13 protein-coding genes and 1 pseudogene are annotated in these 15,356 nt (G+C 68.0%); 6 read left to right on the forward strand and 8 right to left on the reverse strand.

Annotated features, from left to right (window positions below; genetic code table 11):
• Nucleotides 1-126 precede the first annotated feature (126 nt).
• The 5 genes and pseudogenes from GA0070618_RS21540 to GA0070618_RS21560 form a co-directional block, all read right to left on the reverse strand.
• On the reverse strand, nucleotides 127-1,080 hold the full coding sequence (locus GA0070618_RS21540; protein ID WP_088983256.1) for a DUF4862 family protein: 954 nt from the start codon (nucleotides 1,078-1,080) through the stop codon (nucleotides 127-129).
• A 153-nt stretch (nucleotides 1,081-1,233) separates the two neighbouring features.
• Complete coding sequence (locus GA0070618_RS21545) at nucleotides 1,234-1,956, reverse strand: integrase core domain-containing protein (protein ID WP_231931400.1); 723 nt, start codon at nucleotides 1,954-1,956, stop codon at nucleotides 1,234-1,236.
• Between the two features lie 422 nt (nucleotides 1,957-2,378).
• Nucleotides 2,379-2,676 (reverse strand): annotated as a pseudogene (locus GA0070618_RS21550) (ATP-binding cassette domain-containing protein); the annotation flags it as partial.
• Nucleotides 2,677-2,743: 67 nt separating this feature from the next.
• The gene (locus GA0070618_RS21555) at nucleotides 2,744-3,961 is read right to left on the reverse strand and encodes an amidohydrolase (protein ID WP_088983257.1); all 1,218 of its coding nucleotides are present in this window, start codon (nucleotides 3,959-3,961) and stop codon (nucleotides 2,744-2,746) included.
• Nucleotides 3,958-5,382 carry an MFS transporter gene (locus GA0070618_RS21560; protein WP_197701572.1) on the reverse strand — a complete coding sequence of 475 codons (1,425 nt, stop codon included), beginning with the start codon at nucleotides 5,380-5,382 and terminating at the stop codon, nucleotides 3,958-3,960. The genes GA0070618_RS21555 and GA0070618_RS21560 overlap by 4 nt, the downstream gene beginning before the upstream one ends.
• 122 nt (nucleotides 5,383-5,504) lie before the next feature.
• Between GA0070618_RS21560 and GA0070618_RS21565 the strand changes: the two genes are divergently transcribed.
• The 3 genes from GA0070618_RS21565 to GA0070618_RS21575 all read left to right on the forward strand — a co-directional run bounded on the left by GA0070618_RS21565 (nucleotide 5,505) and on the right by GA0070618_RS21575 (nucleotide 9,244).
• On the forward strand, nucleotides 5,505-6,545 hold the full coding sequence (locus tag GA0070618_RS21565; RefSeq protein WP_088983258.1) for an Lrp/AsnC family transcriptional regulator: 1,041 nt from the start codon (nucleotides 5,505-5,507) through the stop codon (nucleotides 6,543-6,545).
• 67 nt (nucleotides 6,546-6,612) lie between these two features.
• On the forward strand, nucleotides 6,613-8,016 hold the full coding sequence (locus GA0070618_RS21570; RefSeq protein WP_088983259.1) for an L-serine ammonia-lyase: 1,404 nt from the start codon (nucleotides 6,613-6,615) through the stop codon (nucleotides 8,014-8,016).
• A gap of 16 nt (nucleotides 8,017-8,032) precedes the next feature.
• Complete coding sequence (locus GA0070618_RS21575; RefSeq protein ID WP_088983260.1) at nucleotides 8,033-9,244, forward strand: metal-dependent hydrolase family protein; 1,212 nt, start codon at nucleotides 8,033-8,035, stop codon at nucleotides 9,242-9,244.
• Between the two features lie 86 nt (nucleotides 9,245-9,330).
• Here the strand turns inward: GA0070618_RS21575 and GA0070618_RS21580 are convergent, their stop codons facing one another.
• The 3 genes from GA0070618_RS21580 to GA0070618_RS21590 form a co-directional block, all read right to left on the reverse strand.
• Nucleotides 9,331-10,122 (reverse strand): alpha/beta fold hydrolase, encoded by a 792-nt coding sequence (locus tag GA0070618_RS21580; RefSeq protein ID WP_088983261.1) that lies wholly within the window; start codon nucleotides 10,120-10,122, stop codon nucleotides 9,331-9,333.
• A gap of 5 nt (nucleotides 10,123-10,127) precedes the next feature.
• A complete protein-coding gene (locus GA0070618_RS21585) occupies nucleotides 10,128-10,982 on the reverse strand; it encodes an enoyl-CoA hydratase/isomerase family protein (protein WP_170107893.1) in 855 nt (284 codons plus the stop codon).
• Nucleotides 10,983-11,121: 139 nt separating this feature from the next.
• Nucleotides 11,122-11,721: a TetR/AcrR family transcriptional regulator gene (locus tag GA0070618_RS21590; RefSeq protein ID WP_088983263.1), complete on the reverse strand. Its 600-nt coding sequence runs from the start codon at nucleotides 11,719-11,721 to the stop codon at nucleotides 11,122-11,124.
• A gap of 305 nt (nucleotides 11,722-12,026) precedes the next feature.
• On the opposite strand from GA0070618_RS21590, the gene GA0070618_RS21595 reads away from it, so the two are divergent.
• From GA0070618_RS21595 to GA0070618_RS21605, 3 genes are all read left to right on the forward strand, one after another.
• Nucleotides 12,027-13,409 carry an MFS transporter gene (locus GA0070618_RS21595; protein ID WP_197701573.1) on the forward strand — a complete coding sequence of 461 codons (1,383 nt, stop codon included), beginning with the start codon at nucleotides 12,027-12,029 and terminating at the stop codon, nucleotides 13,407-13,409.
• Nucleotides 13,410-13,556: 147 nt separating this feature from the next.
• Nucleotides 13,557-14,078, forward strand: a complete 522-nt coding sequence (locus GA0070618_RS21600) for a SigE family RNA polymerase sigma factor (RefSeq protein ID WP_088983265.1) — start codon at nucleotides 13,557-13,559, stop codon at nucleotides 14,076-14,078.
• Nucleotides 14,071-15,345, forward strand: a complete 1,275-nt coding sequence (locus GA0070618_RS21605; protein WP_088983266.1) for a rod shape-determining protein MreC — start codon at nucleotides 14,071-14,073, stop codon at nucleotides 15,343-15,345. The genes GA0070618_RS21600 and GA0070618_RS21605 overlap by 8 nt, the downstream gene beginning before the upstream one ends.
• The last annotated feature ends 11 nt before the right edge of the window (nucleotides 15,346-15,356 follow it).

The raw sequence follows: 15,356 nt of genomic DNA on the forward strand, positions 1-15,356 counted from the left end.
CCCGATGGCGAGCAGGATGGCGCCGGCATTCTCGGCTCGTAGGGTGTCGGTAAAGTTGCGCCTGCTGCCAGGGGACAGGCTGCCGAAGGCGTCGATCGGTCGGTCGCTCATCGGCGCGGCGGCAGGTCAGCCGGCAGAGCGGGCAGCGACGATTTGCGCGAGTGTCGCTTCGACAACCGCAAGCCGGGTCGCCACGTCGGCGTCGAGAGGGCGGATGCCGAACTTCAAGCCGATCCGCGGGGTGTCACCGATCGCGCGGATGGTCTCGGCGATTTCGTCGGGCCCCAGCAGGGAGGCTTTGGAGGCGGCCAGGGCGGGCGCGTCACCGCGGCTGGGGATGTGCATGTCGGTCCAGGCCGGCCCCCACATGGTGTCCTCGCCAGTCGCGCCGGAATAGATGTATGCCCGCAGCAGCCCGGCGTCGGTGACGGCCTCGATGTGCTCCACCGGCAGCCGTGACCCGTGTCCCTCGATGGCACAACGACCCCAGTTCAGGCTCATCCCGAGAACGTCGGAGGGCAGGCCGAAGGCCTGGACGACGGCGATCTCGTCCGCCAGCGGGAAGAAGCCCTTGGCGGGTGTCTGGCCGGGGACGTAGGCGTCGCAATGCTCGACCAACAGTTCGGCGCCGGCCCGGTCCCAGGTCAGGATCTCGGCAAGAGATCGTTCGAACGCCTCGAGTGAGCCGGCGCGGGGGCCGGGTGAGGTGTGCACCTCGATCGCCACCACCCGCCGGGTCCCGTACTCGGCGGCTAGGCTGACGGCCAGGTCGCATGCTCGCCCGACGTCGCTCAGCGCCCGCTTGCGCTGCACGGGGTCGGTCGAAGCCAAGCCGTAGTTCGGGGTGCTGCCGAGTGCGGCCATCATCGACGGCACGAGCGAGACGATCAGATCGTGTCCCGGGTTGACGTGCTCCCGGATCCAGTCCGGATCGAGGGTCCGGGCGCCTTGCGGGAACAGGGCGAACTCCAGCCCGTCGATGTCCAGCCCGGTAGCCGCGTCGTAGAAGGCGTCTTCGGCGGTGGGATCCGCCGGCGCGGAGATGTACGCGGACAGGAACAGGCTGGCGGGGTTGGTCATCGATTCCTCCGTGGAGTGTGTGCAGGGGCAACAGTCGCGACCGCGGGCTGCGACGGTCTTTCGGCGATGTATCGGGGATCACAAATGGGGATTGACGCTTGTAGGGTGCCACAACCCGGTTCCAGTTGCTGACCTGCGAATTCAAAGATCCGGTTAAGCGGCCCGGTGGTACTCGTTGATGACCCCGCCCAGTCGTCGTCGGCGTCGGACAACGCCGTCGATCGGCATCACGATGCCCGGCTCACGGTTGGGTGGTACCTGCCCGCGCCCCTGGTGCGGCCGATGGTGATTGAAGTGTCGGACGTACTCGGTCAGTACCACCCTGACATGCCGCTGGCCGTAGATCAGGACGTGGTCGGTGCACTCCTCGCGCATGCTGCGGCCCCATCGATCGACGAAACAGTTCGCCTTCGGTGTGCGCGGCGGTGTCTTCACCACCTGTACGCCCTCATCGGCGAGTGCGGCGTCGAACGATGCGGAGTATTTGGTGTCGCGGTCGCGGATCATGAACTGGGAGTCGCTGGTGCGTTCTCCGAGGTCCATGAGCAGGTTGCGGGCCTGCTGGGTCACCCACGCCTGGGCCGGGTGCTCGGTCACGCCGAGCAGGTGGACCCGGCGGGTGGCGATCTCCATGACGACCAGCACGTACAGGCGGCGCAGCCATACGGTATCGACGTGGAAGAAGTCGGCGGCCAGCAGGCCGGTGGCCTGGGTACGCAGGAATGTCCGCCAGGTGGTGTCGGTGTCGCGAGGTGCGGGGCCGAGGCGGCCACGGGCCAGGACTCGGCGGATGGTGCCGAGACCGACGCGGTGGCCCAGTCCGAGCAGTTCGCCCTGGATTCTCTTGTGGCCCCAGCGGGGGTTGTCCCGGGCCATTCGGCGGATGAGCTGGCGGGTCTCGTCGCTGACGGGCGGTCGGCCGCCGCGGTGGGGGTAGGTCCAGCGACGTTGACCAACCGGCGGTGCCAGGCCAGCAGGGTCGCCGGGGCCACGATCCGGTGGGCGCGGACCGCACGGGGCAGCCGCCGGGCCAACGCGGACAGGATCGCCCGGTCTGGCCAGGACAGGCGTGGTCGGCCGTGGACCTGGCGGCGCAGCACCGCGACCTCATGGCGAAGGGCCAGCAGTTCCGCGAGCACGACGTTGTCACTTCGGGCCGCGCGCAGCAGGGCGTCGAGCACGCGGATCGTGACCAGATAGATCAATCGAAACACCATGGTCACGAAGGTGCCCCGAACTCACGAAGCCCTAGCTCACAGCAGGTGCGACAGGTATTGGCACCGTACAGGGCCTCCCCCCACGACGAGGAGATGATTGAGCGCTGTGCGGCCGGGATTCGCCGACAGCGCGCCGAGCATGACACCGAGGTGCCGCACAGGGTCGGGAAGACCCTGATACCGCCGACCGCCGACCGCCGATCGTGATCTCGCCGCGGGTCGGCCTGTCGAGGCCGACGAGCATGCGCATCGTGGTGGACTTTCCGGCGCCGTTCGGTCCGAGGAATCCCGTGACGACACCGGGCCGTACCGTGAACGAGAGGTCGTCGACGACGGTCTTCTCACCGTAGCGTTTCGTGAGGTTCTGGCTGACGATCATGTCTTCAATCCTTGAGATCGATCGTCTGCGCGGCATCGGCCTGTGGTATCGCTCGTCACCGACCGTGCTATCGCTGCCCGCCGACCGTCGTACCCTCCGCGCCGAGCGTCCGCCTCGCACGCACGTGCGCGACGGCGTCGACGACCGTGAGCGCCATGGCGAGCGCGCCGTCGATCCCCGCGCGGTCGGCGGCCGGGCCGATCGCGTCGCTCGTGAACGCCGGCGTGTGCGGTGCCGAGGCGCAACCCTCGATCGCGATGAGCGGATGGATCGCGGGCACGGCGTGCGAGACGTTGCCCATGTCGGTCGATCCGCCCGGCGCCCCCGCATACGGCTGCGGCGAGCGACCGATCACGGCGAGGTTGCGATCCCACGCGCCGGCGAGCACGGGGTTCTGCACGACATTCGCGTAGGTCGGCTCGGCGTCCTCCCAGCTCCACTCGCATCCCGTGGCGACGGCGCCGCCCTCGAAGCACGCGAGGATCCGGCGTCGCGCGGTCTCGACGGTTTCCAGCGTGTCCGCACGCACTTCGACGCGGACGCGCGTCGCCGACGGGATGATGTTAGTCGCTTCGCCGCCCTCGGAGACAAAAGCGTTGGCCCGCGTGCCGTCGGGCAAGTGCTGCCGCAGGAGTCCGAGCGCGACGAGGCCGATCGTCGCGGCGTTCGCGGCGTTCACCCCGTCGGGGCTGGGTGCGCCCGCGTGACCTGGACGGCCTTGGAAGGACACGTCGAACCGCGCGACCGCCTGAGTACGCACGTCGGCGCAGCGCAGGTCGTGCCCCGGGCCGCCGTGCACCATGAGCGAGAAGTCGACGTCGTCCCACGCCCCGGCCTCGAGCATGAGGATCTTCCCGCCGCCGTGCTCTTCGGCCGGAGTGCCGAGGAGCTTCACGCGAAGGCCGATGGCGTCGGCGACGCTCGCGAGCGCGATCGCAGCTCCGACACCGGCCGCGGCGATGACGTTGTGACCGCACGCGTGTCCGATGCCGGGAAGCGCATCGTACTCGGCGCAGATCGCGACGGTGATGTCGCCCTCGCCGTAGGTCGCATCGACCGCGGTGTCGAGCCCGAAGGCCCCTACGGTCGCCGTGAATCCGGCTGCACGGAGGGTGTCGGCCACGCGCGCGGCGGCGTGATGCTCGGCGAACGCGAGTTCGGGATTGCGGTGGATGTCGGCACTCAAGGCGATGATCGAGTCCTCCCATGCCGCCCGCGAGGCGAGCACGGCATCGCGGATCTCATCGGTCGCGTGGTCGGAAGGTTGGGGTGGTGAGATGGTCATCGATCCTCGATCGTCTGGGCGGTGGGAAGGTCTGGTGCGGACTGCGGCGCGGCGGCGGGCGCTGTGACCCGGATCCGCAGCCCGACGACCGCGAGGACGAGAGCTATTGCGAGGCAGATGGCCCACACGGCGAAGAACGACAGCGGGGTCGAGTGGGCATCGGTCGTGGCGTCGGCGGTGCTCGCTGTCACGAACAGAGTCATGACGAGCGCGAAGACCGCACCGGCCGCCGCCCCCGCCGCCGTGCGTGCCGTGTTGAACAGTGCCGAGGCGATCCCCACCGAGTCCGCCGGTGCATTGCGCACGACGACGGCCGGAAGGACCGCGAGAAGGACGCCCGCCGAGACCCCGCCGATCGCCATGGAGGTGATGAACAGCGCGCTCACCCCCGCGAAGCAGATCATGAGAGCGAAGCTCGCGGCTGCGACTACTCCCGCGAGCGCGATTGCGCGCGGCGCCGAGATCCTGCGTGCGAGGCGATCACCGATGAGCGTGCCGAGGAACGCCGCGAGCGCGTACAGGACGATGATCGCGCCGGCGGCCGCGGGCGCGAGTCCGAGTCCGTAACCGTCGCGCGCGTGGTCACCGAGGAGCCAGAGGAAGCTCGCCGTCTGCCCGCCGTAGGTCTGTGCGCCGAAGAGCACCGATGCGATGATCGGCAGCCCGATGCCACCGCGGGTGAGCATCGTCAGGTCGACGAGTGGATCCTGGATCCTGCGCTCGACGAACACCCAGAGCGCCAGCAGCACGGTGCCGCCCAGGATCAGGGCAATCGTGCGCAGGTCGAACCAGCCCCACCTGCCGGCGTTCGAAACACCCGTCAGCACGGCGAGGAGACCCGCCGTGAGAAGGATCGCGCCGATCACGTCGACGCGTCCGTGTCTGCGCACCGTCGTCTCGGGGACGAGCAGCACGACGACCGGCACGCACAGCGCGATGAACACCGCGGGGATCAGCAGGACGATGCCGAGGTCGCCGATCGCGCCGAACAGGATTCCCGACAGGAGCGAGCCGACGGCGGCTCCGAGGGTAAGTGCGCCGACGAGGACGCCGATGCTCTTGCTCGCTGACCGTTCGTCTCGCGCGCGGACGATCGCGAACTCCAGCGGGAGGAATGCCGCCAGCGGGGCCTGCAGCGCCCGGCCGAGAAGGAAGACCTCGAAGCTCGGCGCGAACGCGACGACGAAAGAACCGACGGCCACGAGACTGGACGCCACGACGAGGAGGCGCTTGTGGCCGAACATGTCGCCGAGCTTGGCAAGGATGGGTACGCACGCGACCGTCATGAGCATGTACATCGCGTTCACCCAGTTCAGCGCGCCGGCGCCGACGTCGAACTGTTGACCGATGGCAGCGAGCAGCGGCGAGAACCAGCCTTGGAGCACGCCGCTGCCGATCTCCATGACGACGAGGAAGCCCACGACGCCGATCGGCGAGCGAGCTCTCGGAAGTCTTCGCTGCACTGGCAGCTCCTCACACGGTGTCTCAGGGAAGGCACCATGGTGGCCCGGTGCGGCAGCGCGAGTCAGTAAGGTGAAGGTTCATGAACACACGCGAGGCTTCTACGCAGGTTCGCAGTCTCGATGACACTGATCGGCGACTGATCCATGCACTCCAGATCAACCCTCGGGCTCGCTGGGCAGCGATCGCCCCGATCATCGGCGTGGATTCGGTCACGCTCGCCCGCCGTTGGGAACGACTGACCGACGACGGGCTGGCGTGGGTCGCTGGTCACCCTGGCGCCGAGGCACGCGGACCGTCCGCCATCCTCGAGGTCGGAGCGGAGCCTGGCGCGACCTTACAGATCGCGAGCGCACTCGCTGCCGACCCCGAGGCGTTCACGGTCGATCACACCGCCGGAGGGCGCGATCTCCTCGTGATGGTCGGTGCCTCCGACCTGAACAGCCTGAGCGAGTACATCATGGGCCGGATGCGTCGGCTCGAGGGTGTGCGCGCCACCCGCACGCACATCCTCTCGTCGCCGTTCACCGACGCGGGCCAGTGGCGTCTGCGGGCGTTGTCGGCAGGTGAAGCTACGGCCGTCGAACGCACGGCCGTAGCTTCGGTGGCGACGCGCGCCCGCGTCGACGAGCAGTTGGAGCACGAACTGCTGCAGATCCTCGGCCGTGACGGACGCGCGACAGTCGCCGCCATCGCGAGGAGTCTGGGGATCGGGCAGCGGCGGATCCGCGAGACTCTCGCGACGCTCAGCGCCCGCGGGCGGCTCGTCGTGCGCACGGAGATTGCGCGCGCGCACTCGGGCTGGCCCGTTCACGCGTGGTACTTCCTGCGGGTGCCGGCTGCCATGGCAAACCGGGTGGGATCGGCCATCACGCGCCTCAGCGAAGTGCGGCTGGCCGTCTCGACGATCGGCCCCTACAACCTTGTGCTGTCGGTGTGGATGAAGACCCTCGCCGACGTCCAGCGACTCGAAGTCGCCATCGAGGAGAGCGTCCACGGCGTGTCCATCGCCGATCGCTCGGTGGTGCTGCGCAGCTTGAAGAAGGAGGGGATGCAGGTGAACGCGCAGGGTATGGCAACCGGCGTGATGGTTCCTCTGCCGACATCTTTACTGCACGGATAAAGGCATCTCGACAGTGAATCCGCATCTCGATGCGGATGGTGATCACACAAACGTATCGTGCTCCTCCATGACGTACGCGCAGCCAGCCGTCGGGGTGTTCGATCTGTTCACGGTCGGGATCGGCCCGTCGAGCTCTCACACCGTCGGCCCGATGAAGGCCGCTGCCGAGTTCGTCGGGTTGATCGGCGAGCGAGGCGTCATCGAGCAGGTGGCACAGGTTCGCGTCGAGATCTTCGGCTCCCTCGCCGCGACGGGTGCCGGTCACGGCACGTTCACGGCCGTCCTGTTGGGGCTGGCCGGCGCACGCTCGGAAGAGATCACGCCCGACGAGGTCACCGCGCGCCTCGACGAGATCACGCGCACGGGCATGGTTTCCCTCGGCGGGCGACACCCCGTCCCCTGCCGGATGAAGGACTTCGTCCTGCGCCCGCTGACCGTACACCCCCGGCACCCCAACGCCCTCTCGTTCACCGTGGTCGACGCCGCCGGCGACGAGCTCGCGAGCGAGACGTACTTCTCGGTCGGCGGCGGGTTCATCGTGCGCGAAGGCGACGAATCCTCCGCCGACCAGCCCGAGCCGCAGACGCCTCCCCTGCCGTTCCGCTCGGGGGCGGAGCTTCTCGCCGTGTGCGACGAGACCGGCCTCGCGGTGAGCGACGTGATGCGCGAGAACGAGCGCGCCCGACGCTCGGACGACGAGATCAGGGCGGGCCTCAAGCACATCTGGGACGTCATGGAGGCATGCGTGCGCTCGTCCATCGGTCGCCCGGGCGTGCTGCCCGGCGGCTTGCAGGTACGCCGCAGGGCGGGCGACTGGGCGGCGCGGCTGGCAGCGGAGGATCCCGACCACGACGGCGAGCACTGGCAACAGCGAGTGAACCTCGTCGCCCTCGCCGTGAACGAGGAGAATGCGAGCGGCGGGCGGGTCGTGACCGCGCCGACGAACGGGGCGGCGGGCATCGTGCCCGCCGTGCTCTACTACGCGCTGCACTACACGTCCGCAGGTCGATCGACGGCCGAGGGCGCTCGCGAAGAGGTCATCGAGCGGTTCCTTCTCACCGCGGCGGCGATCGGCACACTGTACAAGGCCAACGCCTCGATCTCGGGTGCCGAGGTCGGTTGCCAAGGGGAGGTCGGATCGGCGTCGTCGATGGCGGCGGCGGGACTGGCCGAGATCATGGGCGGGACCCCTCGCCAAGTCGAGAACGCCGCCGAGATCGCGATGGAGCACAACCTCGGTCTGACGTGCGATCCGATCCGCGGGCTCGTGCAGATCCCGTGCATCGAACGCAATGCGATCGCCGCGTCGAAGGCCATCAATGCGGCGCGAATGGCTCTGTGGGGCGACGGCGAGCACCGCGTCTCGCTCGACCAGGTGATCACGACGATGCGCGACACGGGCGCAGACATGAGCCACAAGTACAAGGAGACGGCGCTGGGTGGCCTCGCCGTCAACGTGGTCGAGTGCTGACGGGGCGAGGGTCGACATGCTGAAGCGCACGGTGTTCGCGGGAGGTACCGTGTTCGACGGAGCCTCGACCTCGCGGGTCGACGTCGCCGTGAGCGGTGACCGCATCGTCGACGTCGGAACCGGCCTGGACGGCGATGACGTCGTCGACTGCTCGGGAATGTCGATCGTTCCCGGGCTGTTCGACTGCCATGTGCACGTCATGGTGCGAGACCTCGACATCTCCCGTGCCGAACAGGAGCCGTTCTCTCTCCAGTACTACGAGGCGCTGCGCAATCTATCGCTCCTCCTCGATCAAGGGATCACCTCGGCGCGCGATGCAGCCGGTGCGGACCTGGGCGTCAAGCGGGCGATCGAGCAGAAGCTCATCGAGGGGCCGCGCCTGCAGATCGCGCTCGTCATGCTGTCCCAGACCGGAGGCCACAGCGATCTGCACCTCCCTTCCGGCGGTAGCCGTTCGATGTCGATGATGATGCCGCACCCCGGGCGGCCGCGCGCGGTGCGCGACGGAGTAGACGACGTGCGCCGCGGTGTGCGAGAGGTGCTGCGCGCGGGGGCCGACACGATCAAGATCGCAACCACCGGGGGCGTCATGTCGCCGGGGGACGATCCGCGACACACGCACTTCCGCGACGACGAGCTTGAGGTGATCGCCGCCGAGGCAGCGGCCGCAGGGACCGACTTCTTCGCGCACGCGCAGGGCACCGAGGGGATCAAGGCGGCGCTCCGACACGGGGCGCGCTCGATCGAGCACGGATATCACCTCGACGACGAGGCGATAGATCTCATGCTGCGCGCGGATGCTTGGCTCGTGCCGACGCTCTCGGCAACCCGCGCGATCGTCGACGCTGCCGACCGCGGCGTGCCGATCCCCGCCGAGAGCCTGGCACTCGCGCGTGAGGCTCTCCAGGCGCACCGGGCGAGTTTCGCCCGAGCGGTAGACGCGGGCGTCAAGATCGCGATGGGCACCGACTCCCCGCCCTACGCCCACCCCTCGGCGAGCAACCTCGACGAGTTGCAGCTCATGACCGAGGCATCGTCGATGACACCGCAGGACGCGTGGCGGGCTGCCACCTCGAGTGCTGCCGCGTTGCTCCGGCAGGACGGCCTCGGCTCCATCACCCCGGGGATGCTAGCCGATCTCGTCGTGGTGGACGGCCGCCTCGACGACCTGCGGGGACTGCGCGACCGCATCCGCCACGTGAGCCTCGGCGGGCAGCGCGTACGGTGACCTGAGCCAGCGCGTGAGAGGTGACGAACGTCGCGCCACGTCACGGCGCCACGGCACGCGACTGCAGTCACCGCGTGCGACTGTGGTCACCGCGTGTCCGCCAGGAACGCGGCGATCGCGCTCGCAGCGCGCGCGGGCTGGTCGTTCTCCCACGCGTGACCGGCCCCCGCGAGCACGAGGACATCGGCGTGTGCGATTTCCCCCGCCATCGACAGCGCATCCTGGATCGGCACCACCGCATCGTCGCGTCCGTGCACGACAAGGGTTCTCGCGACGATCGCAGCCAGACGCCCGCGGGTGTCGAAGGCACGCGTCGCCGCGAAGCGACGCATGAGCGCGTCGTTGCGGGCGGGCGCGCCTTGGCGGCTGCCAACCCCCGTGGCGGAGGCGACGGTTGGCGCCATCCGCGCGAGGAGAGCACGGGCTTTCTCGTCGTCGCCGGCCTCCAGCGCGCCCAGAAGCCCCGCCACGGGACCCGCGAGCCGTTCGGGTCGGAACGGGGCCTGTGAGGTCGCGCCGAGAACGAGAGTGTCGAGACGGTGGGGATGACGCAGCGCGAAGGCTTGCGCCACCATCCCACCGAACGACGTTCCCAGAACGTGCGCGCGAGAGAATCCGAGCGCCGTGATCAGCGCGGCGAGATCATCGGCCAGATCCTCGGTCGTGTAGGGCACCGGTGCGAAGGCGGTTTCGCCCCGATCCCGCTGGTCATACGTGATCACGGTGAAAGCGGACACGAGGTGCGGCCGCAGTTCGGCGAAGAGCTCCTGCCCCACCTGCAGCCCGTGAACGAGGACGAGGGGAGGCCCGGCGCCCTCGACGCGGAACGAGGTCACTCCGTCGCCGGTGGAGACACGCGACGCTTCGCCTCCCGTCATCCGCGTTACCAGACCTTGCGCTGGCGGGCGTCGGCGACCAGGTCGGGGTCGGGAATGAGCGCCTTCGACGCCACCGTGGCGAGCGACTGCTGCGAGAAGTGGAAGCCGAAGTCCTCGGCGACGAGCTTGCGCCACGGGCGGTTGAGGATGTTGTGCGTCGCCCAGCGCGCGAACCGCGGACGCTTCATGATGTCGCGCGCGAGCTGCCATGCCTTGGGTACGAGCTCCTCACGGGGCAGTACGTCGCTGACGAGCCCGTACTCGAGCGCTTTCCGTGCGGGAATCGAGGTCCCGCCGTAGATGGCGTACGCGGCGCGCTTCGTGCCCATGAGGTGCTGCAGCGCGAGTGCGAGACCGTCACCCGGTGCCGTACCGACCATGAAGTGGGGGTCCATGAAGTCGGCGTCCTCTGCCGCGAGCGTCACGTCGCACATGAGCGCGAACTCGGTGTGGATCCCGGGTCCGTTCACCGCCGCGATGGTGGGGATGTCGATGTTGTTGACGAAGTTCTCGATCAGCTTCCACGCGTCGATCGTCTGCTGGAAGATGTAGTCCGGCGATTCTTCGACGAGCGGCTTGGGCCAGGTCTGTCGCGGGTCGCCCTGGAACCAGGTCTCTCCCGTGCCCGTGATGATGAGCACGTGGTTCTCGGGGTCGTTCCCCACGTCCTGCCATACGCGGTTCCAAGCGTTGTGGGCGGCCCAGTTGTGCACGTACGGTCCACCGTCCGTGTGCAGGCGCAGTTCGAGGATGCCGTCCTCTCGGCGCATCTCGAAGAAGTCGGCGTAGCGACGCGAGTACTCCTCAAGGGGCGTGGGGGCCACGTGGCCGTCCCATCCGAAGCTCGACGCGTCCACCATGGTGAGTCCCTTCGTCGGAGCGAGTCGTTCCCGCCCGCTAATGAGACAACTTATCTCTCTAGGGGGAGTGACCGTGCGTATCCGGAGGAACATCGCAGGAAATGGACCCTGACTGGTCGGCGGACGAAGATGACGGGGCTCAGTCGGGGTGATCCCGCCACAATCCGGCTACGACGAGTTCGACGATCTCGCGTGCGTCGGTGAGCGTGAAGGGGCGCGACCGGCGTAGGACGAACCATTGCACGGGGCCTGCGAGCATCATGTTGACGAAAGATGCCTCGACGGGCGGTAGCTGCTCGGCCTCGGTGGCCCGGTCGAGGCGCCGCTGCAGGTCGTCGGTGCGACGATCGAGGAGTTCGAGCCCCATGCGGTGCAGCCCGTCTCCCTCGTCGACGCGTCGGAGGAGGATCTGCAGGACTGCACGACCCGTCGGCGTGGCAGAGGCCTCCGCGAATGCATGCAGGAATGTCGTGAGGTCGTGGACGATGTCGCCGGTGTCGGCGATCGGCACCGATGCCTCGGCGAACCGGGCGAGCACGTCGCGGAGGAGATCGTCTCGGTTCGGCCACCGTCGGTAGACCGTCGCGCGCCCGACCTTCGCGCGGGCGGCGAGCACTTCGTACTGCAGTCCGTCGACGCCCTTCTCGGCGAGGATGTCGAGCGCTGCAGCCGACAGCCGTTCGGTGACCTGACGCGTTCGCCCGCCGGGGCGACGCGCCCGTGATCCGTCCCCAGTCATGCGCCCTGGCCCTCCGTTTGACGCCTCCCGACCTTATCCGTCGCGCGACGGCTTCCGGAAACCTCCGGCCAACAATTGCCGTTTCACTCGCGCTTGTGGGCGAGAGTGAGGATTCCTGCGCCAAGGAGGTCATGAGCGCCGAATTCCTGCATCTTGGACGCACCGGAACTACGTGACACAAGAATGACCAAATCATAGGCGCAGAAGGCGTCGTACCCGAGTCCTGGAAGTGGACAATGACTCAAACAACCGCGAGCACCCATCAGTCCTCCGCCCGAGACGACGGTCGGTGGAGCGCCCGGATCGTGTGGTGGGTCGCGATCCTCATCGTCGCGAACACGCTCGTCGACACCGTCATAGTCGCGCCGCTGCTCGTGCTGCCGCAGATGGCGGAGTTCTTCGGCACCGACCAGAGCGCCTGGCTCAACGCCAGCGCAATCCTCGCCGGCGCGATGTGGGCGCCGCTCCTGGGCAAGAGCGCTGACGTCTACGGCAAACGTCGCGTGCTGGTGCTCGCACTCCTCGTGGGCGGCGTCGGCGCACTCGTGTGCCTCGTCGCACCCAACGTGGGAATCTTCTTGCTCGGCCGGGTCATTCAGGGAGCCGCCGTGGGCTCGGTGTTCATCACTGTCGTGTACATCCGCCAGGTCTTTCCCGCGCGCGTGGGTATGACCTCGGTCGGCATCGTCACCTCGGGGTCGGCGATCCTCGGGATCGCGTCCCCCTTTCTCTTCGAAGCGGTGGTCGAGGTGTTCGACTTCCGCGCGGTGTTCGTGCTGTCCGCCGCGCTCGCATTCGTGGCCGCCGCCGCCGTGCGCGTGTTCCTCCCCGAGTCGCCCGTGCACGCACGTGGTCGCGTCGACGTCGCGGGCACCCTCCTGCTCGGACTCGGTCTCGCCGGAGTGCTCTCCTATATCAGCCTCGGCCCCGCCGTGGGCTGGACGAACGTCGGACTGATCCTCCTGCTCGTCCTGGGCACCGTGCTGCTGGTGGCATGGGTGTTCACGGCACTGCGAATCCCCGAGCCGGTCGTCGATCTGCGCATGCTGACGCGCCCCGTGATCGCGACGCTGCTGGTCGTGATGCTCGGCACCGGCGCCTACCAGGCACTTCTGCAGCTGATGGGCATCATCGGACAGACGTCGCCGGCCGACGGCCTCGGCTACGGTCTCGCGGGTGAGAGCGGTGCGCTCGGCCTCCTGTTCGCGGCGCCGGCGCTCGGTGCCGCGACCGGCGGAGTACTCGCGGGATGGTTGGGAGGTCGCATCGGCCCCGCGCGCACGCTCGTCGGCGGCGTGCTTATCGGCACGATCGCGGCGCTCAACCTCCTGTTCTCGACTGCATCGTTCGTGCCCGCCGTCATCTGCGCCGGTCTTCTCGGATTCACCGCGGGCGCGGTGGTGACCTCGGGCTTCAACCTCTCGACGACGCTCGTAAGCGAGGAAAAGCAGGGCATCGTCGCCGCCCTCGTGCAGGTAATGCTGGGCGTCGGCGCGGTCGTGCTGAACATTGTCGGTGGAAGCGTGCTGAGCGTCACCGCGATCACCGGCAGCTCCGCACCCTCGTCGGCGGGCGTCAACCTTTACGTCGTCGTGATGCTCGTCGCCTTCGGTGTAGCCACGGTCTTGGCCGCATGGATCGGGATCGGTGCCCAGCCAGCGTCTGCGGCGGTTGCGCCCGAGAGCTGACCGAGGAAAACGGGCTGGTCGTCACCCTCACCGACCCGCGGGTCGAGAAATTCAATCGTCAAAAAGTTCCGGAGTCACGGCAACGTTTGCTGGGGTCGAGAGCGTAAGTAGTGGCCGTGAGATTGAAACTAAGGGTGCGGGTGGCTGATGCACGATCGCGAGGATAAGGAGGTGACAGCCTTTGTGCGGGCGCGTTACGGATCGCTGCTCCGGACCGCCTTCCTGCTGTGCGGAGACCGAGGGAAAGCCGAGGATCTGGTCCAGACGACGTTGGCCAAGACGGTCGTGGCGTGGTCTCGACTGCAACGCTCGGAAGGCGTCGATCACTACGTTCGGCGCATTCTAGTCAACACCTTCGTGACCTGGAGGCGGCGCCGATCCTGGTGGGAACAGCCCTTGGGTCGGCTGGTGGAGAGTCAGGCCCGCGACGAGTACGTGGGGGTGGAACAGCGGGACCTGCTCCGCCGGGCGTTGGACGGGCTGCCAGCACGACAGCGTGCCGCCGTCGTACTGCGCTTCTACGAGGACCTGTCCGAGCAGGACACGGCGTACGTACTGGGTTGTTCGGTTGGCACGGTCAAGAGTCTTTCATCAAGGGGTCTGCAGACTCTGCGTAAGCAGTGGGTTGAGGCCGACGCTGTTGCTGATGAAGAGGTGCGCTATGCGTAACACGACTGAGTTGCGTGACGGCCTGGCGGATCTGGCCGAGTCGGTGGTACCGACCGAGGGCTATGAAGGCAAGATCATGCGGCAGGCAGGCCGGCGTCGCGGGCGGCGGCGTATCACTGCTGGAGCCGCAGCCGCCGTGTGCGTGGCGGTGCTGGTCACGATGTTTCGGGTTGTCGGATTCGGGCCCGCACCGCAACTCGCTGCACCGCCGCCGGATGGCCCGTTTCTGGGCTGGTCTCCGGTGGGAGACGTGGACGCTGGCCTGGTGCGTGAGGCCACCAGCGTCTGGGACCGCACCAACTCGGCGGGCCCGCACACTGATGTTCGGGCCCTTGTCGCGATGCGTCATCCACGCCTGCGCTCGACGGTGGTCGTCCTGCAGGGGTACGACAAGCAGGGCGACGCGCGGTTGGCGTTCTTCACCGGTGATTCCGGTGCGGCGGACGCCTTGCGGATGCGGGTTGATCGGCCAGTGCCTGACCCGGTGAAGACTGAGGTGATCAGTCTGGTCAGTCCACGGCTGTCCGGAGCCGCCGGCGAGGTTAGTAATGACTCCGCGGGCACCTATGCCATTGCCCTCGCCATGCCGGGCGTGACAGCGGTGCGGGTGTCGAGTACCGCAGTCGATGATGAAATGATACAAGAACCGGACGGACCCGCCAGCCGCCTTATTGTAAAACGATTCCCGATCGCTGCGACCGCGCAGACGACGACGATCGCGGGGTTCATCAAGCCGAAGCGACCGTTCGCCAGCCTCACGAAGGTGTTCGAGGTACCTGGTGAGGACGGTGTGGACGGCGACGCGCGGGCCATACCCGCTGAGGTAGTCGGCAGGAACGGCCACCAGGTGATCGTGGCGTTCCCGAAGGATCAGGGAGTCCGGCAGGGGCAACTAGCCGTCGTCGCCGAAGGCTTGGTCGGACGCGTAACGACAGTCGATGCAACCCGCGGCGAAGCCACTGTCGACCTCATTACCAGCACCGGGTTCGCCGGCCAGGTGTATACGAATATCAGTAATGTTCCGGGTTCCGTACGCGGCACAGGCGGGAAGCTGGTCATGGAAGGCGTTCCCGCAGACGGTGAGGTTTACCAGACCAACCGTGTCTTGATGCCGGATCCGTCGCAGCGGAGCAATCAGGTTGGCGCTGTCACGATCGGGCGGGCGTCTGCGGACAAGGCGGCAGGCGCGACTACGGTGGAGCTCACGCCAACAGCCGACCTTGCCAACCTGGCCAGATTGTCGATCATGACGCCATCCGCCCCCTGACGGCAGCCTGT

The sequence above is a fragment of the Micromonospora echinospora genome, assembly GCF_900091495.1.
Classification (GTDB): domain Bacteria; phylum Actinomycetota; class Actinomycetes; order Mycobacteriales; family Micromonosporaceae; genus Micromonospora; species Micromonospora echinospora.